This is a genomic window from Streptomyces sp. NPDC032091 (genome assembly GCF_055580265.1).
Genome location: NZ_JBVILR010000026.1, coordinates 39903 through 58785 on the forward strand (window position 1 = coordinate 39903; position 18883 = coordinate 58785).

18 protein-coding genes and 1 other RNA gene are annotated in these 18883 nt (G+C 74.2%); 9 read left to right on the forward strand and 10 right to left on the reverse strand.

Annotation, left to right across the window (positions count from 1 at the left end):
- Positions 1–132: 132 nt before the first annotated feature.
- The 3 genes from ACZ5NJ_RS31815 to ACZ5NJ_RS31825 are packed head-to-tail and all read left to right on the forward strand — an operon-like array spanning position 133 to position 3169.
- Complete coding sequence (locus ACZ5NJ_RS31815) at positions 133–993, forward strand: Nif3-like dinuclear metal center hexameric protein (protein ID WP_468769437.1); 861 nt, start codon at positions 133–135, stop codon at positions 991–993.
- Positions 990–1733, forward strand: a complete 744-nt coding sequence (locus tag ACZ5NJ_RS31820) for a zinc ribbon domain-containing protein (RefSeq protein WP_468769556.1) — start codon at positions 990–992, stop codon at positions 1731–1733. Before ACZ5NJ_RS31815 ends, ACZ5NJ_RS31820 begins: the two co-directional genes overlap by 4 nt.
- A complete protein-coding gene (locus ACZ5NJ_RS31825; RefSeq protein ID WP_468769439.1) occupies positions 1733–3169 on the forward strand; it encodes a bifunctional RNase H/acid phosphatase in 1437 nt (478 codons plus the stop codon). The genes ACZ5NJ_RS31820 and ACZ5NJ_RS31825 overlap by 1 nt, the downstream gene beginning before the upstream one ends.
- A gap of 19 nt (positions 3170–3188) precedes the next feature.
- On the opposite strand, the gene ACZ5NJ_RS31830 is transcribed toward ACZ5NJ_RS31825, so the two are convergent.
- On the reverse strand, positions 3189–3539 hold the full coding sequence (locus ACZ5NJ_RS31830) for a hypothetical protein (RefSeq protein ID WP_468769440.1): 351 nt from the start codon (positions 3537–3539) through the stop codon (positions 3189–3191).
- Between the two features lie 71 nt (positions 3540–3610).
- Positions 3611–4012: RNase P RNA component class A (rnpB, locus tag ACZ5NJ_RS31835), an RNA gene on the reverse strand.
- An 88-nt stretch (positions 4013–4100) separates the two neighbouring features.
- Between rnpB and ACZ5NJ_RS31840 the strand changes: the two genes are divergently transcribed.
- Together ACZ5NJ_RS31840 and ACZ5NJ_RS31845 are read left to right on the forward strand one after the other, a co-directional pair.
- Positions 4101–4838 carry a MerR family transcriptional regulator gene (locus tag ACZ5NJ_RS31840; protein WP_468769442.1) on the forward strand — a complete coding sequence of 246 codons (738 nt, stop codon included), beginning with the start codon at positions 4101–4103 and terminating at the stop codon, positions 4836–4838.
- Positions 4835–5674 carry a hypothetical protein gene (locus ACZ5NJ_RS31845; RefSeq protein WP_468769443.1) on the forward strand — a complete coding sequence of 280 codons (840 nt, stop codon included), beginning with the start codon at positions 4835–4837 and terminating at the stop codon, positions 5672–5674. Before ACZ5NJ_RS31840 ends, ACZ5NJ_RS31845 begins: the two co-directional genes overlap by 4 nt.
- Here ACZ5NJ_RS31845 and ACZ5NJ_RS31850 read toward each other — a convergent pair.
- Positions 5661–7103, reverse strand: coding sequence for an RNB domain-containing ribonuclease (locus ACZ5NJ_RS31850; protein ID WP_468769445.1), 1443 nt, complete (start codon positions 7101–7103; stop codon positions 5661–5663). The genes ACZ5NJ_RS31845 and ACZ5NJ_RS31850 overlap by 14 nt on opposite strands.
- A 247-nt stretch (positions 7104–7350) precedes the next feature.
- Between ACZ5NJ_RS31850 and ACZ5NJ_RS31855 the strand changes: the two genes are divergently transcribed.
- Together ACZ5NJ_RS31855 and yaaA are read left to right on the forward strand one after the other, a co-directional pair.
- A complete protein-coding gene (locus tag ACZ5NJ_RS31855) occupies positions 7351–8307 on the forward strand; it encodes an ArsR/SmtB family transcription factor (protein WP_468769446.1) in 957 nt (318 codons plus the stop codon).
- Positions 8308–8581: 274 nt separating this feature from the next.
- Complete coding sequence (gene yaaA / locus ACZ5NJ_RS31860; RefSeq protein ID WP_468769448.1) at positions 8582–9382, forward strand: peroxide stress protein YaaA; 801 nt, start codon at positions 8582–8584, stop codon at positions 9380–9382.
- 57 nt (positions 9383–9439) lie between these two features.
- Here the strand turns inward: yaaA and ACZ5NJ_RS31865 are convergent, their stop codons facing one another.
- Both ACZ5NJ_RS31865 and ACZ5NJ_RS31870 read right to left on the reverse strand, forming a co-directional pair.
- Complete coding sequence (locus tag ACZ5NJ_RS31865; protein WP_468769450.1) at positions 9440–10189, reverse strand: bifunctional DNA primase/polymerase; 750 nt, start codon at positions 10187–10189, stop codon at positions 9440–9442.
- Between the two features lie 162 nt (positions 10190–10351).
- Positions 10352–10963, reverse strand: a complete 612-nt coding sequence (locus ACZ5NJ_RS31870) for a TetR/AcrR family transcriptional regulator (protein ID WP_468769451.1) — start codon at positions 10961–10963, stop codon at positions 10352–10354.
- A gap of 151 nt (positions 10964–11114) precedes the next feature.
- Here ACZ5NJ_RS31870 and ddaH point away from each other — a divergent pair, with 151 nt between their 5' ends.
- Positions 11115–11942, forward strand: coding sequence for a dimethylargininase (gene ddaH, locus ACZ5NJ_RS31875; protein WP_468769453.1), 828 nt, complete (start codon positions 11115–11117; stop codon positions 11940–11942).
- A gap of 40 nt (positions 11943–11982) precedes the next feature.
- Here the strand turns inward: ddaH and ACZ5NJ_RS31880 are convergent, their stop codons facing one another.
- A complete protein-coding gene (locus ACZ5NJ_RS31880; protein WP_468769454.1) occupies positions 11983–12996 on the reverse strand; it encodes a small ribosomal subunit Rsm22 family protein in 1014 nt (337 codons plus the stop codon).
- 9 nt (positions 12997–13005) lie between these two features.
- Positions 13006–14322, reverse strand: coding sequence for a multidrug effflux MFS transporter (locus ACZ5NJ_RS31885; protein ID WP_468769456.1), 1317 nt, complete (start codon positions 14320–14322; stop codon positions 13006–13008).
- Positions 14323–14430: 108 nt separating this feature from the next.
- Here ACZ5NJ_RS31885 and ACZ5NJ_RS31890 point away from each other — a divergent pair, with 108 nt between their 5' ends.
- A complete protein-coding gene (locus tag ACZ5NJ_RS31890) occupies positions 14431–15192 on the forward strand; it encodes an SDR family oxidoreductase (RefSeq protein WP_468769458.1) in 762 nt (253 codons plus the stop codon).
- Positions 15193–15278: 86 nt separating this feature from the next.
- Here ACZ5NJ_RS31890 and efeU read toward each other — a convergent pair whose 3' ends face one another.
- The 3 genes from efeU to efeO are packed head-to-tail and all read right to left on the reverse strand — an operon-like array spanning position 15279 to position 18633.
- Positions 15279–16115, reverse strand: a complete 837-nt coding sequence (efeU, locus tag ACZ5NJ_RS31895; protein WP_468769460.1) for an iron uptake transporter permease EfeU — start codon at positions 16113–16115, stop codon at positions 15279–15281.
- A gap of 30 nt (positions 16116–16145) precedes the next feature.
- Positions 16146–17450, reverse strand: coding sequence for an iron uptake transporter deferrochelatase/peroxidase subunit (gene efeB, locus ACZ5NJ_RS31900; RefSeq protein ID WP_468769462.1), 1305 nt, complete (start codon positions 17448–17450; stop codon positions 16146–16148).
- Positions 17451–17481: 31 nt separating this feature from the next.
- The gene (gene efeO / locus ACZ5NJ_RS31905) at positions 17482–18633 is read right to left on the reverse strand and encodes an iron uptake system protein EfeO (protein WP_468769464.1); all 1152 of its coding nucleotides are present in this window, start codon (positions 18631–18633) and stop codon (positions 17482–17484) included.
- Positions 18634–18883 lie beyond the last annotated feature (250 nt).

An 18883-nucleotide genomic window follows, 5' to 3' on the forward strand; every position in this document is an offset into this window, starting at 1 on the left:
CGGCCCGACCACACGACCGCGCACGCTTCACACGTACGGGTGGCGCCCCCGTGGTTCTCCGGTGACGGGGGGACCGGCTGTGCCGTCCGGGGGAACAGGCTGGCCGGTCGCCACGGACGGTAGCCTTGGCCCGTGCCCTCTCTCTCTGAAGTCATCGCCGCGCTGGACGCTCTGTGGCCCCCCTCGCGGGCCGAGCAGTGGGACGCCGTCGGCACCGTCTGCGGCGACCCCGACGCCGAGGTCACCCGGGTGCTGTTCGCCGTGGACCCCGTACAGGAGATCGTCGAGGAGGCGGTGAAGCTCGGCGCCGACCTGATCGTCACCCACCACCCCCTCTACCTGCGCGGCACCACCACCGTCGAGGCGGGCACCTTCAAGGGCCGCGTCGTGCACACGCTGATCAAGAACGACATCGCGCTGCACGTCGCCCACACCAACGCCGACACCGCCGACCCCGGGGTTTCCGACGCCCTCGCCGGCGCCCTCGACCTGCGCGTCACCGGCCCCCTCGTGCCCGACCCGGTCGACCCGTCCGGCCGCCGCGGCCTCGGCCGGATCTGCGAGCTGGACCGCCCCGAGACCCTGCGCGAGTTCACCGCCCGCGCCGCCGCCCGGCTCCCGCGCACCGCCCAGGGCATCCGCGTCGCCGGCGACCCCGACGCGGTCATCCGTACCGTCGCCGTCAGCGGCGGCTCCGGCGACAGCCTCTTCGCGCAGGTCCGCGCCGCCGGCGTGGACGCCTTCCTCACCGCCGACCTGCGCCACCACCCGGTGTCCGAGGCCCGCGAGCAGAACCCGCTCGCCCTCGTCGACGCCGCCCACTGGGCCACCGAGTGGCCCTGGTGCGAGCAGGCCGCGGCCCAGCTCGACGCCGTCTCCGAGCGCCACGGCTGGGGTCTGCGGACCCACGTCTCGCGCACGGTCACCGACCCGTGGACGGCGCACGCGCCGTCCGGAACCACCCCTTCTAGTGTCTCTGGAGCCCCCAACTGAACGCCGAGCCCGCCGACCAGATCCGACTCCTCGACGTCCAGGCCCTGGATGTCCGGCTGTCGCAGCTCGCCCACAAGCGCAAGTCGCTGCCGGAGCACGCCGAGGTCGACTCCCTGACCAAGGACCTCGCCCAGCAGCGCGACCTGCTCGTCGCCGCCCAGACCCAGGCCAGCGACGCCGCCCGCGAGCAGACCAAGGCGGAGCAGGACGTCGACCAGGTACGCCAGCGCGCGGCCCGCGACCAGCAGCGCCTGGAGTCGGGTGCCGGCATCTCGGCCAAGGACCTGGCCAACCTCCAGAGCGAGGTCGCCTCGCTCGCCAAGCGGCAGGCCGACCTGGAGGACGTCGTCCTGGAGGTCATGGAGCGCCTGGAGGGCGCGCAGGAGCGCGTCACCGCGATCACCGAGCGGGTCTCCGCGCTGGAGGCCAAGCTGGCCGACGCCACGGCGCGCCGCGACGCCGCCACCGGTGAGCTGGACGCCGAGGCCGCGAGGACCACCAAGGACCGCGAGGTCATCGTCGGCTCCATGCCGGCCGACCTGATGGCCCTGTACGAGAAGATCCGCGTCAAGCAGGGCGGGGTGGGCGCCGCGCGCCTCTACCAGCGCCGCTGCGAGGGCTGCCGCCTGGAGCTCGACATGGCCGAGGTCAACGAGATCAAGGCCGCCGCCCGCGACCAGGTCGTACGCCACGAGAACTGCGGCCGCATCCTGGTCCGTACGGCGGACTCGGGCATCTGATGCCGCGGTTCGTCGTGGAGGCCGACGGCGGCTCCCGGGGCAACCCGGGTCCCGCCGGCTACGGCGCGGTCGTCCTGGACCCGGTCACGGGGGAGACCCTGGCCGAACGCGCCGAGTACATCGGCGTCGCGACGAACAACGTCGCCGAGTACCGGGGGCTGATCGCGGGACTGAAGGCCGCCCGCGAACTGGCCCCCGACGCGGAGGTCCGGGTCCGGATGGACTCGAAGCTCGTCGTGGAGCAGATGTCGGGGCGCTGGAAGATCAAGCACCCCGGCATGAGGCCGCTGGCGGCCGAGGCGGCGACGGTCCTGCCGCGCGCGCAGGTCACGTACGAGTGGATCCCGCGCGAGCGCAACAAGCACGCGGACCGACTGGCCAACGAGGCGATGGACGCGGGCCGCCGGGGCCGGCAGTGGGAACCCTCCGCCTCCACGGCCGCCCTGCCCCCGCAGGGCCCCCCGGGCGACGCGGCGAAGGGCGCGGCGGCGGTCCGCGCGGCGATGGCCTCCGGCGGTGGTACGGACTCCTCGTCGCCCGCCGCCTCCGCCGCCGACCTGCGCGCGGCGCGCGGCGCGGCGGCGCCCGAGGCGGACACCCTCTTCGGCGACGACGAGGCCCTGGCCCAGGCCCTGGGCTCAGCCCAGGCCCCGGCTCCGCTGGGCACGGCCGTGCACGGCGTGGGTCCGGCCGGTGCGGGCGCGGCTTCGGCCCAGGGATCCGGGTCGGCCCGTGTGGGTGCGCCCGCCGTCGGGCAGGCCCCTGACACCGCCGGCGGCACCGGCACCGGGTGGGGCGGCCCCGACATGGGGGCGCCCGCCACCTTCGTGCTGCTGCGGCACGGAGAGACCGCGCTCACCCCGCAGAAGCGGTTCTCCGGCAGCGGCGGCACCGACCCCGAGCTGTCCCCGGCCGGGCGGCGGCAGGCCCTCGCCGTCGCCGAGGCGCTGGCCGCCCGGGGCACCGTGCAGGCCGTCGTCAGCTCGCCGCTGCGCCGCTGCCGGGAGACCGCCCAGGCCGTCGCCGACCGGCTCGGGCTGCCCGTCACCCTCGAAGAGGGGCTGCGCGAGACCGACTTCGGCGCCTGGGAGGGCCTGACCTTCGCCGAGGTGCGCGAGCGCTTCCCCGACGACCTCCAGGCCTGGCTGGACTCCCCGAAGGCCGCCCCCACGGGCGGCGGCGAGAGCTTCGCCGCCGTCACCCGCCGGGTCTCGGCCACCCGGGACCGGCTGCTGTCCGCGTACGCGGGCCGCACGGTGCTGCTGGTCACGCACGTGACCCCGGTCAAGACGCTGGTCCGCCTCGCGCTGGGCGCGCCGCCGGAGTCCCTGTTCAAGATGGAGCTCTCCGCGGCCTCCCTCTCGGCGGTGGCCTACTACGCCGACGGCAACGCCTCGCTCCGGCTGCTCAACGACACCTCGCACCTGAGGACCTGATGAGGACCTGAGGACCTGGTCAGGGGGCCGCCCTGAGGCGGCCGAGGGCTTCCACGGACCGCTCCAGGGCGCGCGCCATGGTGCGCGCCTGGGCCTCGGCGGTCCGGATCCCGCCGCTCGCGTCCCGGGCGATCTGCCCGGGGAGCCGGCGTTCCTCGTCCACGGTGTCGAAGCGGTCCTGGTTCCGCTCGATGTGCCGGGCCAGGTTGAGCAGGGCGTCTTCCAGGTGCCGGGCGAGGTCGAGCAGGCTCCCGGTCACGGAGGCGACGTCGGCGTGACCCGTGTACGCGTCGTGGGGGTCGGAAGTCGCTTCGGCGAGCTCGCGTATGTGCGCGGCGGCGGCGGCCGCGGCCGCGGGGCGATCGGTCATGGAGGCGAGCGTGCCCCATGGAACGGCCCACCGTGGGGCGTTCGCGCGACCCCGCAGGAAAAGGGGCACGGCAGACGAGCCGGCCTGTACGCCGGGTTCTGTCGCCCGGAGACCTCGCGGTCGCCGGGGAGACGGCCATCCATCTAGGACCGGCGTTGCCGCCGGCCTCGTGCGGTCTACCCGCGAACTCGGGCGGGCAGCCCTCAAGCGTTCGCGCAGACCCGTCCGGGGACGGATCCTCTTGACCTTGCTCCAGGTGGGGTTTACCTAGCCGCCTGAGTCACCTCAGGCGCTGGTGGTCTCTTACACCACCGTTTCACCCTTACCGGAGGCCGAAGCCCCCGGCGGTCTGTTTTCTGTGGCACTGTCCCGCGGGTCACCCCGGGTGGGCGTTACCCACCACCCTGCCCTGTGGAGCCCGGACGTTCCTCGGCGGGATCCTGGGACCCCGACGCGGCCGCCCGGCCGACTCGTCTGTCGTGCCGACCATGCTACCGGCTGCCGGCACCGGCTCGTCGGCGGCTTGACCTTGACGCGGCGGCAGGGTTTCTACTGAGGGGCATGCGGATCGGAGAGATCGCCGCACTGGTCGGGGTCACCACCCGGGCGGTCCGGCACTACCACCATGTCGGGCTGCTCCCGGAGCCGGAGCGGCGCCCCAACGGATACCGGGCCTACACCGTGCGCGACGCCGTGCTCCTGGCGCGGGTGCGCCGGCTCACCGAGCTCGGGCTGGGCCTGGACGAGGTCCGGGACGTCCTCGCGGACGACGCCGGCCGCGACCTCGCCGAGGTGCTGGAGGAACTCGACGCCGACCTCGCCCGGCAGCAGGCCGAGCTGGCCGAGCGGCGCAGGCGCCTCGCGGTGCTGCTGGCCGCCGGGCCGGGCGAGGGGGAGCCGGTCTCGCCCGCGCTCGCCGCGCTGCTGGCGAAGGCGCCCCCGACGGACTCCCCGGCCGCCGCGAAGGACCGCGAGCACCTGACCCTGCTCGACGCCACCGGCGCCGCCGGTGAGGAGCTGTACGCCGTGCTCGGGCCGCTGGCCGCCGACCCGGCCGTGCTCGCGCTCTACGAGCGGCTCGACGAACTGGCCGACGCCCCCGCCGACGACCCCCGCATCGGCCCGCTCGCCGAGGCGATGGTCGCCGCCGTGCCGGCCGCGGCCTTCGCCGCGATCCCGTCCGGCGGGCCCGCCGTCCCCGGCTTCGGGGAGGCGCTGCTCGCCGAGTACGCGCCCGCCCAGGCCGAGGTCGTCCGCCGGGTGATGGACGCCTTCGTGACGCGGAGGGGGCCCGCGTGAACGCCGTCCGCGCCGCCCGGATCGCGGCCGCCGCCGTGGTCCCGGGCGAGCTGGTCCTCGTCGTCTGCGTGGCCGCCGGACTGCGCCCGCCCGGATGGGCCACCGCCGGGGCGGAGGCGCTGGTGCTCGGGGTGCTGCTGCTGGAGGCCCGGGCGCTGTACGTGCTGCGGCGGCGCACCGGGTCCTGGCGGGGGGCCGTACGGGCCGCGGTGCCGGAGCCGGTGCGCCGGTTGCTGCTGCACGAGCTGCGGGCCTGCGCCTCGCTCGGGCGGTGGGTGGCCCGCCGCCCGCACGGGGTACGGCCGGGGGACCTCGCCGCCGCCTACACCGGACCGCAGACGGTCATGATGTACGGGCTGCTGTTCGTGTCGCTGGTCGAGACCGTCGGGCTCGCCGTGCTGATCCCCTGGCCCGCCGTGCACCGGGTGGTCCTCGTGCTCGACGTCTACGGGGTGCTGCTGGTGCTGGCCCTGCACGCCGCCTGCGTGACCCGCCCGCACGTCGTACGGCCCGACGGCACGCTGCGGATCCGCTACGGCGCCCTGTTCGACCTCACCGTCCCGCCGGACGCGGTGGCCTCGGCCCGGGTGGACCGGCGCTACCCCGAGGGCCGGCTGGTCACCCTGTCGCAGGCCGGGTCCGGCGACGGGGTGCTCGACCTGATCGTGGGCAGCCAGACGACGGTCACCCTGGAGCTGCACCGCCCGCTGGACTTCCGCCGCCCCCTCGGCGCCCGCGCACGGGCCCGTACGGTCCGCTTCCACGCCGACGACCCCCACGCCCTGGTCACCGCCCTGCGCCGGGCGACCGCCCAGGACGGCCCTACGCCGGTGTGAAGAGGACCTTGGCCGTGCCCGGGTCGGCCCGGGTCAGGCGGACCCGGATCCGCTCGCCGAGCGGCAGCTCCGCCGACGGGGACTCGACCCGGCCGACCACCGCCGGGTCCTCCAGGTGCACCGTCCCGGCCCGCGGGTCCCGCTCCTCGACGTCGATGACCATCGCCTCGAAGACGTCCCCGACGCGGTCCTCGAGCAGGGCCGCCTCCACCAGGTCCACGCACTCCCGCTCCACGGAGTTGGCCAGCCGGGTCCCCTCCCGCATCTCGTGCGGCAGCGCCGCGAGGGCCCGGACCGCCCACCCGGGCGGCTCCGCCCCCGCCACCGCCGCCACGCACAGCTCCCCGGCGTACCGGTCGACGAGCCGCCGCAGCGGGGCGGTGCAGTGCGCGTACGGCGCCGCGACCGCCGCGTGCACGGCGTGCTCGGGCCGCTCGCCACCGGTGAACACCGTGTACCCGGCGCCGCGCAGCAGAGCCGTGCACTCCTGGAGGAACGCGGCGTGCGCGGGGATCCGCGGGTCCAGGGAGCGCACCAGCGCGGCGTACGGGACGTGGTGCGGCCACTCGATCCGCAGGGCCTGCGCCGCCCGCCGCAGCCGGCCCACCGCGCCGTCGGGGGCGGCCGGGAGGGTGCGCAGGATCCCGGTTCCGGCGGCCAGCATCAGGTCGGCGGCGGCCATGCCGGTCATCAGGGAGATCTGGGCGTTCCAGCCGTCGGCCGGGAGCGGCGCCCGGTAGACCAGCCCGTAGGAGCCGTCCTGGGCGACGACCTCCTGTTCGGGCACGTTCAGGGAGATCCCGCCGCGCGCCGTCTCCAGCGCCTCGCGCAGCGTCCCGATGTCCTTCAGCAGGGCCAGGGCGGGTTCGGCCGTGCCGGTGTCGATGGCCTTCTGGACGCCGTCGTAGTCGAGCCGGGCCCGGCTGCGGACCAGGGCGCGGCGGACCTCGGTGGTCTCCACGCGCCCGTCCCCGTCCAGGTCGAGCCGCCACAGCAGGGCCGGGCGGGTCCGGTCCGGCAGCAGGCTCGCCGCGCCCTCGGAGAGCACCGGCGGGTGCAGGGGGACCCGTCCGTCCGGGAAGTAGAGGGTGGTGACCCGGCGGTGGGCCTCGGCGTCGAGGGCGCCGCCGGGGGTGACGAAGGCGGCGACGTCGGCGATGGCGTAGTGGACGCGGTAGCCGCCGCCGGACCGTTTCTCCAGGTGCATGGCCTGGTCGAGGTCCGTGGAGCCGGGCGGGTCGATGGTGAAGAGGGGGATGCCGGTGGCGTCCTCGGCGGGCAGCCGGGGAGCGGCGGCGGCCCGTTCCGCCTCGGCGAGCACCTCCGCCGGGAAGGCGTCGGGCACGCCCAGTCGCGTCCGCAGGCCGCGCAGCGCGGCGCCCAGGGCGGTCCCGTCCGCACCGGTCATGTGCATGTGACGGCGTGGCATGGACCGAGCGTATGTCCTGCCCGGGAGATCTTCTCGGCGGCCGGGTGCGGCGCCCGCCGCACGGGTTCCGGCGCGCCCGGGCGTCCGGAATCCGGTGCCGTGTTCCGGTGAGCGGAACACGGCGCGGAAACGGCCGCGCACGACGGCGTGAAACCTCCTGGAACGCGGGGCCCGGCCGGGGCGCAATGTGGGGGGCGGACCGCCCGAACCCACCGGAACCGATCGGAACTCACCCACGGGGCGGCACATGCTGTTGCGGATCCACTTCACCGGCGCCGACCTGGCGCGCACGAGCGTGGCCAGCCGGCCCGACCCGCTGTGGGAGACGGTGCTGAGCCTGCGCATGCTCCAGCACCGCACCGGCCATCCGGCGGTCGAGGCCTGGGGCCGCGCGGTCCTCGCCCGGCGCCCCGACAGCCTGCGCACGCTCCTGCCCCTGGTGCGCCCGCTCGGCTACTTCCCCGACTTCCTCACCCCCTCCGACGGGTCCGCGGACGTCGAGCAGGGCCTCGACGCGCTGACCGCCACCCCCGTCCGGCACCTCGGCGGCGACCTGGCGGTCCTCGGCGCCGGCGGGCCCCTCCCGTCCTGGACGCGGGACCTGGCCGCCGGCCGCCCCGACGCGCTGCGGGGGCTCACCGGCGCGCTGCGCGCCTACCACGCGGCGGCGGTGGCGCCGCTGGAGGAGACGATGCGGACGACGGTCCGGGCGGAGTACGCGGCGCAGGCGAGGACGGCCGCCGAAGCGGGGATCGAGGGGGTGCTGTCGGCTCTGGGGCCGGGCATGCGGTGGAGGCCGCCGGTGCTCGAAGTGCGGTACCCCGTCGACCAGGAACTGCACCTGGGCGGGCGGGGCCTGCTCCTCGTCCCCACCCTGTTCCGGGCCCGCACCCCGGTCTCGCTCCTGGACCCGGAACTCCCGCCGGTGCTCACCTATCCCGCACGGCGGACCGTGGCCCCGGACGATCCCGGCGGGAGGAAACTCGTCCCGTTGATCGGGCGCACCCGTACGGAGATCCTGCACCACACCGCGGAGGGCTCCCGCAGCACCTCCGAACTCGCCCGGCTGGTCGGGATGTCCCAGGCGTCGGTCAGCCACCACACCTCCGTGCTGCGCGCGGCGGGCCTGATCAGCTCGACCCGCCACCGCAACTCGGTGCTGCACGCGGTGACCGCCCTGGGCTCGTTGCTGCTGCGCGGGTGAGGCCGCACGGGTGAGGCCGCGTCCAGGTCTTTCGAACCTGCTCGAAAGACCTGGACGGGGCCCCGGCCCGGGCCGCACAGTCGGTCCTGCACCGCAGCACGGAGGGCGACGAGGCACCGCCCCCACGGACCCCCCACCGGCGGCCACGGCCCGCCCCCGGCCCCAGCGGCCCGGGGCCCGGCCGTGGCCGTTCGCCCGTGACCGGCCGAGGCGGGCCGTCTACCCTGGCCCGGGGGCCGCACCCCCGCGTCGTGCCATCGATAGGAGAACCACCGTGCTCGTGCTGCTGCCGCCCTCCGAGGGAAAGGCCGCCGGCGGCTCCGGCGCACCGCTCGACCCCGCCTCGCTGTCGCTGCCCGGGCTGGCCGGGGCGCGGGCGGCCGTGCTGGAGGAACTGGTCGAGCTGTGTGCGGGCGACGAGCTGAAGGCGCGCGAGGTCCTGGGGCTCAGCGAGGGGCTGCGCGGCGAGGTCGCGAAGAACGCCGGGCTGCGGTCGGCGCCGGCGCTGCCGGCGGGTGAGATCTACACCGGCGTCCTCTACGACGCCCTCGGCCTGGCGGACCTCCCCGCCGGCGCCCGGGCGCTCGCCGAGCGGACGCTGCTGGTGTTCTCCGGCCTGTGGGGCGCGGTACGGGTGACCGACCGGATCCCGTCGTACCGCTGCTCGATGGGCGTGAAGCTGCCGGGGCTGGGGGCGCTGGGCGCGTACTGGCGCACGCCGATGGCCGAGGTGATGCCGGAGGCGGCCGGGGACGGGCTGGTGCTGGACCTGCGCTCGTCGGCGTACGCGTCGGCGTGGAAGCCGAAGGGGGAGACGGCCGGGCGCACGGCCACGGTGCGGGTGCTGCACGCGCAGGTCGTGGACGGGGTGGAGAAGCGGTCGGTGGTGAGCCACTTCAACAAGGCGACGAAGGGCCGGCTGGTGCGGGACCTGCTGGTCGCCGGCATCGAGCCGGGGGGCCCCGCGGAGCTGGTGGACGCGCTGCGGGACCTCGGCTACGTGGTCGAGGCGGAGGCCCCCGCCAAGACCGGCAAGGCGTGGTCCCTGGACGTGGTCGTCAGCCAGATCCACTGACCGCCGGCCCGCCCGGGGACGGCCGGCCCGCCCCGGGACGCCGCCGCGCGGCAGGGCCTAGCGGCCCAGGGGCCAGGCGACCGGGGACGGGGTCTGCTCCGCCGCGCCGGCGTACTGGGCGCACGCGTCCGTGAGGATCTCCAGCAGCGTCAGGGGGTCGGGCAGCGCGTGCCGCACGTCCCGTACCCATGTCACCGCGAACTCACCCGGCAGCGCCGCGGGCGGGAGCAGGACGTAGCTGCCACGGCAGTGCCACCGCAGGCCGGGGTGCTCGTCCATCGTCTCGGGGTGGCAGTCCAGCTCGCAGGGCCACCACTCGTCCTCGTCCTCGGGCGTCCCGCGCGTGGCCGTGAAGAAGAGCATCCGCGCCTGGTCGCCCGTACCGCCCGATTCGGCGACCGGGCCGACCTCGACGCCGGCGGCGATCAGCCGCTCCAGGGCGCTGCGGCCGGCCTCCAGGGGGACGTCCAGGACGTCGTGGACCATGCCGGTCGCGGTGATGAAATTGGCCTGCGGCTCGTTGCGGGCCCAGCGCTCGATCTGCGCGCGGTCGGTGGTCGACTGGGTCTGCCAGGCGAACGAGACCGGGTGCCGGGCCGGGGTGGGACAGCCGATGCGGTCGCACGAACAGCGGTAGCCGACGGGATGCGCGGCGGGGGCGACCGGGAGGCCGGCGGCGGCGACGGCCACCAGGAGCGCTTCGCGTTCCCTGCCGGGGTCCTCGGGAGCGGGTTTCGAGCGGCGGCGCAGCCACTGGGAAATCCTGCTCTGCTCGCCGCGTTTGACGCGGCCGGACTCAGACCCCATCTATCCCCTACCTCACCGTTGCCCCGGCAGACCGATCCATGGTCCCACCCTCCCGTGGGCCGGCTGACCGCACCCCCGAGGGCACCCCCGCTCCCACTTCACCTGATAACCGCATAATCCGGCCATATGTTCTCGGCCTTGCCGAGGTCACCGGGCGTCCGGCTATCGGACGGTGACTTTTGCCACGCCGCCCAGCACGGAGTCCACCAGCGCGTCCGTGTAGGCGTGCGTCAGCGGAGCCGTCCGCAGCAGCCACCGGTACGTCAGCGGGCCCAGCAGCATCTCCACCACCAGTCGGACGTCGGCGTCCGCCGCGAGCTGCCCTGCCTTCTGCGCCGACCGCAACCGGGCCTCGTACAGGGCGAGCTGGGGTTCCAGCAGCTGCTCGGTGAAGCGCGCCCCCAGCTCGGGGTCGGTCGCCCCGGCCGCCGTCAGGGCCCGCGCGGGGGCGTCGTACCGGGGGTCGGCGAACTCGTCGGCGGTGGCCCGCAGCACGGACTTCAGATCGGCCGCCAGGTCACCCGTATCGGGGAATCCGGACCAGCCGGAATCCGCGCCGGCCTCCCCGGCCAGCGCCAGCGAGGCGTCCAGCAGGACGGCCGCCTTGGAGGGCCACCAGCGGTAGATGGTCTGCTTGCCGACCCCCGCGCGGGCCGCGATGGCCTCGATGGTCAGCTTGTTGTAGCCGACCTCGCCGACGAGGGCGAGGGCGGAGTCGAGGATGGCGCGCCGGGAGCGCTCGCTGCGGCGGCCGGAGTCCGGGAGCTTGCTCATCGGCCCAACGTACCAATCCCGGCGAGACGTCTCGTCTCCCGGCCGTTGTGGTAAACCACCCGATCGGTCCACTGCGCGGCCGCACCCCGAGGGGAGACGATTCTCTCCGTACACACCCGTACCGTGAGTCCGCAGTCGTGAGGAGCCTTCTTTGCGCAGAGACGCCACACCCCGGCGCTACCTGATGTGCGCACCCGCACACTTCAAGGTCACGTACTCCATCAACCCGTGGATGGACCCCACGAAACCGGTGGACCTGCCCCTCGCCCTCGCCCAGTGGGAGGACCTGAGGGACCGCTACCTCTCCCTCGGGCACACCGTCGAGACCCTCGAACCGGAGCCGGGCCTGCCCGACATGGTCTTCGCCGCCAACGGCGCCCTCGTCGTCGACGGCCGGGTCCTCGGCGCCCGCTTCGCCTACCCGGAACGCACCGCCGAGGCGGAGATCCACCTCGACTGGTTCCGGGCCAACGGCTTCACCGACATCCACGAGCCCTCGCACGTCAACGAGGGCGAGGGCGACTTCGCCGTCACCGCCAGCTGGATCCTCGCGGGCCGGGGCTTCCGCTCCAGCCCGCTCTCGCACGACGAGGCGCAGGAGTTCTTCGGCCGGCCCGTCATCGGCCTCGACCTGGTGGACCCGCGCTACTACCACCTGGACACGGCGCTGTGCGTGCTCGACGGCGACGAGATCATGTACCACCCGCCGGCCTTCTCGCCGGGCAGCCAGGCCGTGCTGCGCCGGCTCTTCCCGGACGCCCTGCTCGTGGACGCCCCGGACGCGGCCGCCTTCGGCCTGAACTCGGTCTCCGACGGCCGGCACGTGCTGCTCCCGCAGGCCGCGACGGGACTGCTGGCACCCTTGCGCGAGCGCGGGTTCGAGCCGGTCCCGATGGACCTGGGCGAGCTGCTCAAGGGCGGGGGCAGCGTGAAGTGCTGCACCCAGGAGCTGCGCCCGGCCCAGGGGCCGCCGGCCTAGGCGGACACCCCCTGGGGTCCCGGATCTACAGGTCCCGGACCTACAGGTCCCGGTCCGGGGCGGCGGGGGGCCACTGCTCGCCCCACTCGGCGTCCCGGGCCGCCTTGTAGAGGTCGCCCTGGCGCTTGCTGACGGTGGCCCGGCCCAGCCCGGCCTCCTCGGGACCGCACAGCTCCAGCAGCACGAGCCCCTTCCGGATCTGCGGCTTCCGCGTGATCCGGGAGGGGACGGGCGCCGTGGGGAAACGGGTCGCGGCCACGTAGGCGAACTTCTCGTCCTCGTACGGGAGGGAGCCGCCCTTCACCTTCCGGTGCAGGGAGGAGCGGCTGACCCGCGCCGAGAAGTGGCACCAGTCCTCGCCCACGCGGATCGGGCAGGTCCCGTCGTGCGGGCAGGGCGCGGCCACCGTCAGTCCGGCGGCGATCAGCTGGTGACGGGCCTCGCGGACGCGCAGGTAGCCCTCGGGCGTGCCCGGCTCGATGAGGACGACGGCCTGCCCGGCGCGGGCGGCCTCCGCGACGACCGCCCGGCGGGACTCCTCCGTCAGCTCGCCGAGCACGTACGAGACCGTCACCAGGTCCGCCTCGGGCAGGGCCAGGCCGGCCCCGATGACGGCCCGCCGCCAGTCCGCCGCGCGCAGGGTGGCGGAGGCCGAGCGGGCGGCCAGCTCCTTGCCGAGGGCCAGGGCGGGCTCGGCCCAGTCCAGCACGGTGGTCGTCCGGGGTCCGTCCCAGGTGGCGTCCACCGCCCAGGTCGCGGACCCGGTCCCGCCGCCCACGTCCACGTGCGAGCCCGGCGCCCAGCCGGGCGCGGCCTCCGCCAGCCCGTCCAGCGCCGAGCGCACGGCCTCGAAGGTGGCCGGCATCCGGTACGCCGCGTACGCCGCGACGTCGGAGCGGTCGCGCAGCACGGGGGCGTCGGTGGGGGTGGTGCCCCGGTAGTTGGCGATGAGCCGCTCGACGGCGGCCGCGGCCTGCTTCGGCGGGAGCCCGTCGAGCAGCCCGCCCAGCGCGCTGCGGAGGGTTTCGGCGGTGGTGGGGGCGGTGGCGTTCACCAGCGAAGTTTACGGCGCCGCCGGGTCGGCCGGTGCGGCCATGGGCTCCCGCTCCCGCCAGGGGCGGCACAGGGCGAGGAAGCAGCCCGCCGCCAGCAGGGAGCAGCTCAGCTGGACCAGGGCCATCGGCACGGCCGTGTGCTCGCCCGCGATCCCGACCAGCGGGGAGGCCACCGCGCCGACGAGGAAGGAGGAGGTGCCGAGCAGCGCGGACGCCGATCCGGCGGCGTGCGGGGTGCGCATCAGGGCCTGGGCGTTGGTGTTGGGCAGGACCAGGCCCATCGCCGACATCAGCACGAACAGGGCGGCGGCGACGGGCAGCAGCCCGACCTCCCCGAACACCCCGGTGGACATCAGCAGCAGGGCCACCGAGGCGGTGGTGAGGACGGCGATGCCGACGGCGAGGACCTTGTCCAGGCTGACCCGGCCGACCAGCAGCTTGCCGTTGACCTGGCCGACGACGATCAGCCCGACGGAGTTGAGGCCGAACAGCAGGCTGAAGGCCTGCGGGGAGGCGCCGTAGATCTCCTGGACGACGAAGGGCGAGGCGGAGATGTACGAGAAGAGCACCGCGAAGGCGAAGCCGCCCGCCAGGGTGTAGCCGGCGAAGACCCGGTCGGCGAGCAGCCCCCGCATGGTGCGCAGCGCGGCGCCCACGCCGCCGGTCTGGCGCCGCTCGGGCGGCAGGGTCTCGCCGAGGCCGCGCCAGACCACCAGGGTCAGCGCGAGGCCGACGGCGGTGAGGACGACGAACACCCCGCGCCAGTCGGCGAAGCGGAGCACCTGGCCGCCGATCAGCGGGGCGATGATCGGGGCGGTGCCGGATATGAGCATCAGGGTGGAGAAGAAGCGGGCCATCTCGACGCCGTCGTACAGGTCGCGGACGACGGCCCGGGCGATGACGATGGCGGCGGAGCCGGCGAGGCCCTGGAGCAGCCGGAAGCCGATGAGCAGCTCGGCCGAGGGGGCGAGGGCGCACGTCGCGGTGGCGAGGACGTAGACGGCCATGCCGGTGAGCAGGGGCCTGCGCCGCCCCCACTTGTCGCTCATGGGGCCGATGACCAGCTGTCCGAGGGCCATGCCGGCGAGGCAGGCGGTGAGGGTGAGCTGGATGGTCGCGGCCGGGCTGCCCAGGGCGGCGGTGACCTCCGGCAGGGCCGGGAGGTACATGTCCATGGACAGCGGGGGCAGGGCGGTGAGGCCGCCGAGGATGAAGGTGACCAGCAGCCCGGTGCGGCGCGCGGCGGTCAGGGGGACGGCGGTGGGGGGCGAGGGGGAGGGCGGGGACGCGTGCGAGGGGGCCGCGGAGGGGCCTCTCTCCGACATACGGGACTCCAGTCTTTTCATCTGCTTTATGCACCCCTGACCGACCCATGCTCTCAGCTGTCGGAACGTTCCGGACCGGATGTCCGCTGTGACGTAACCTGCGGCCCCATGAGCGCACCTGGGAAGAAGATCGCCGTAGTGACCGGGGCCGGCTCCGGGATCGGCCGCTCCGTGGCCCTCGCCCTGGCCGGGGCGGGCTGGTCGGTGGCCGTGGCCGGGCGCCGGGTCCAGCCCCTGGAGGAGACCGCCGCGGCCGCCGGGCAGGACGCGGACGTCCTGCCGGTACGGGCGGACGTCAGCGACCCGGGCGACGTGACGGCGCTGTTCGAGACGGTCCGCACCCGCTACGGCCGCCTCGACCTCCTCTTCAACAACGCCGGCACCTTCGGCCCGGCCGGCGTCCCGCTGGAGGACATCGCGTACGAGGACTGGCGCCAGGTCGTCGACGTCAACCTCACCGGGGCGTTCCTCTGCGCACAGGGGGCCTTCCGGGTGATGAAGGCGCAGGACCCGCAGGGCGGGCGCATCATCAACAACGGCTCCATCTCGGCCCACGTCCCGCGCCCGAACTCGATCGCCTACACGGCGACCAAGCACGCCATGACCGGCCTGACGAAGTCGCTGTCGCTGGACGGGCGGCCGTACCGGATCGCCTGCGGCCAGATCGACATCGGCAACGCGGCGACGGACATGACGGCGCGGATGCAGACCGGGATCCTCCAGGCCAACGGACAGCTGGCGGTGGAGCCGGTGATGGACGCCGCGGACGTCGCCCGCACGGTCCTGCACATGGCCGGGCTCCCGCTGGAGGCGAACGTCCAGTTCGCCACCGTGATGGCGACGGCCATGCCGTACATCGGCCGCGGATAGCAGCGGACCGCCGGGGAACGAGTACGGCGCCCGGTTCGTCCCCGCGGAGGGGGAAACGAGCCGGGCGCCGGGCCGGAGGGAGCGGGCTACTTCACCGCGGCCGGGGTCCTGGCCGCGCCGCGCACGCCCGCCGGGAGCAGGAACAGGGTCAGGACCGCCACCAGGTACAGGGACCAGACCACCAGCTGTGCCACCGTCGGGTCCGGCTGGAAGTTGAAGACGCCCTTCAGCAGGACCCCGTACCAGCTGTCCTGCGGGATCGCCGAGCTGATGTCGAACGCCTTGTTCTGCAGGCCGCCGATGAACCCGGCCTCCTGGAGGTCGTGCACGCCGTAGGCGAGGACGCCCGCCGCCACGACGACCAGCATCCCGCCGGTCCACGTGAAGAACTTCGACAGGTTGATCTTCAGCGCGCCCCGGTAGAACAGCCAGCCCAGCACGATGGCGGTGGCGATGCCCAGCAGCACCCCGATCAGCGGCGCCGAGGAGCCCTCCCCGCTGGCCCGTACCGACGCCCACACGAACAGCGCCGTCTCCAGGCCCTCGCGGCCCACCGCCAGGAAGGCGGTCGCGACCAGCGCGCCGGTGCCCATCGCGAGCGCCGCGTCGAGCTTGCCCTGGAGCTCGCTCTTCAGGTGCCGGGCGGTCTTCTTCATCCAGAAGACCATCCACGTCACCAGGCCGACCGAGACGATCGACAGGCTGCCGCCGAGCAGCTCCTGCGCCTCGAAGGTCAGCTCCTGCGTGCCGAAGGTGAGCAGCGCACCGAAGGCCAGCGAGATCGAGCAGGCGATCCCGATGCCGAGCCACACGGGCCGCAGCGCGGCCCGGTTCCCGGTCTTGACCAGGTAGGCGACCAGGATGCAGACGACCAGGCTGGCTTCGAGGCCCTCGCGCAGGCCGATCAGATAGTTGCCGAACACGGCGTTTCCTCTCCGGAAGGGACTACGCGACTACGCGAACAGCGTCCGGCCCCACCAGTCGTCCTTGTCGCGGACGCCCGGCGGGACGGCGAAGACGGCCGAGCCCACGTGCTGGATGTACTCGTTCAGCGCGTCGTTCTTCGACAGCTGGCGCTGGATCGCGACGAAGCCCTTGCGGACGTCGCGCTGGTAGGCGAGGAAGAACAGGCCCGCGTCGAGCCGGCCCAGACCGTCCGTGCCGTCGGTGAAGGAGTAGCCGCGGCGCAGGATGGTCGCGCCGTTGTTGCTGTCGGGGTGCGCGAGGCGGACGTGCGAGTCGGGCTTCATCGCCTTCAGGAACGGCTCGTCGCGCTCCTTGGACTTGCCGACGGGCGCGCCCTCGCCCTTGTCGCGGCCGAAGATGTCCTCCTGCTCGCGCAGGGAGGTGCGGTCCCAGGTCTCGATGTGCATCCGGATGCGCCGGGCGACCAGGTACGAGCCGCCGGTCATCCAGTCGCTGCCGTCGCCCGCGCCGACCCACACGTGCTTGTCGAGGGCGGCGGTGTCGGTCCCGGCGATGTTCCGGGTGCCGTCCTTGAAGCCCATCATGTTGCGCGGGGTCTGCTCGTCGGGCGTGGTCGAGGAGGTCTTGCCGAAGCCGAGCTGCGACCAGCGGATGGCGACCTTGCCGAAGCCGATGCGGGCCAGCTGGCGGATGGCGTGCACCGCGACCTGCGGGTCGTCGGCGCACGCCTGGACGCACAGGTCGCCGCCGGAGCGGGCCTGGTCCAGGTTGTCGTGGGGGAAGGCCTCCAGGTCCACCAGGGCCTCGGGGCGCTTGCCCTCCAGGCCGAAGCGGTCCTTGGCGAACAGGCCCGGGCCGACGCCGAAGGTCAGGGTCAGGCGGGAGGGCTTGAGGCCCAGGGCCTCGCCGGTGTCGGTCGGCGGGGCCTCGGGCGCGCCCTCGAACACGTCGCCGACGGGCAGGCCGGCCGTCATCAGCCGGGCGGCGGCCGTCCAGTCCTTGAGGAGCTTGACGAGCTCCTCGCGGTCCTTCGTCTTCACGTCGAAGGCGGCGAAGTGCAGCCGGTCCTGGACGGCGCTGGCGATGCCCGCCTGGTGCTCGCCGTGGAAGGGCACGGCCGCGCCGGCGGAGGCCGCCGGCGCGATGTCCGAGCCGCCGCCGAACGCGGCCGCGGCACCGCCGGCCGCGGCGGCGCCGAGCGCGAGCCCGGCTCCGCCCCAGCCGAGCACGGCGCGGCGCGAGGGCGCGACGGCGCCGTCGGCGGACTCCTGGGCGGACTCCTGGGCGGACTCCTGGGCCTCGGACACCTTCGGCTCCTGGGCGTCGGTCATGGTGAGATCTCCCGCTCTGCCTGGCTGTGGACTACTTGGCGACCGCGGCGGCCAGCTTCGAGAGCGGCTCGGCCAGGGCGCTGACACCGTCCGAGAGCTCCTTGCGCTCGGTCTCGCCGACCTTGTCGTAGGAGGTGAACTCGTAGGAGTTCTTGTCGGCGCGGTACTTGTCCAGGAGGGTGTTCAGCGCGGCGAACTGGGTGTCCAGCTGCTTGGCGAGCTCCGGGTCGTTCTTGGCGGTGACGGCCTTGAGGAGCTCGTAGGACTTCTCGGCGCCCTCGACGTTGCCCTTGAAGTCGACCAGGTCGGTGTGGCTGTAGCGCTCCTCCTCGCCCGTCACCTTGCCGGTGGCGACCTCGTCGAGGAGCTCCTTGGCGCCGTTGGCCATGGAGGTGGGGGTGATCTCCGCCTCGCCGACCCTCTTCTGCCAGGCGGTGAGGTCGGTGATCAGGGTGTCGGCGAGCTTCTTGTCGTTGTCGTCGATCTTGTTGTCCTGGAAGAGGGACTTCTCCAGGCGGTGCCAGCCGGTCCAGTCCTTCGCCGGGTCCTGGCCGGCCTCCAGGCCGTCCTCGCGCACGTCGACCTTCGGGTCGATGTCGCCGAAGGACTCGGCGACCGGCTCGGTGCGCTCCCAGCCCAGGCGGGAGGGGGCGTAGGCCTTCTTCGCGGCCTCCAGGTCGCCGGCCTTGACGGCGTCGGCGAAGGCCTGCGCCTTCGGCATGGTCTCGTCGGCCTGCTCCTGGACGTACTTGCGGTACGAGGCCACGGCGGCGTCCAGCTCGGGGCTGCGCTTCTCCGCGCCGCCCTTGCCGGTGGCCTTGACCTTGGTGCGGATGCCGTCGCCCTTCATGCCGGGCTTGCAGGTGAAGAGGTAGTCGCCGGCCTTGATCTCGGCGGTGATGGTGGCCTTGGTGCCGGGGCCGATGTTCTCGCGCTCGGCGACGATGCGGTCGTCGGGGAAGAGCACGTACAGCTCGGTGACCTTGGAGCCCTTGTTCTCGACCTCGATGGAGACCTTGCCCGCCGGGAACTCCGTCTTCGAGACCTCGCAGGCGCTGTCGGTCGCGTTCACGTGGAGCGCGTCCGATCCGCCCTTGTCGCTCTTCTCCGCGCAGCCGGTGACGGCGGTGAGCGCGGCGACGGCTGCGGCCGCGGTGAGGACGGTGAGGCGGGCGGGGCGCATGAGGGCTCCTGGCGAGGGTGGAGGCGTGGGGCAGCCTGGTGAGGCGGACCTAACTTAACCGAGGCTTACCTCACCGATACCCACTCGTCCAGTGATTCAGCTCTCACCTTCCGGCCCCGGACACGGGCCCGTCACGGCCCTTCCATGGGCGGCTCAAGCGAAGGTCAAGCAAGAGTCAAGTGTCTGCCCGCGTTCCCGTGTGGACCGGGGTTACCGTCCGGTTTTGCCCGGGCTTCGGCGGGCGGCGGAA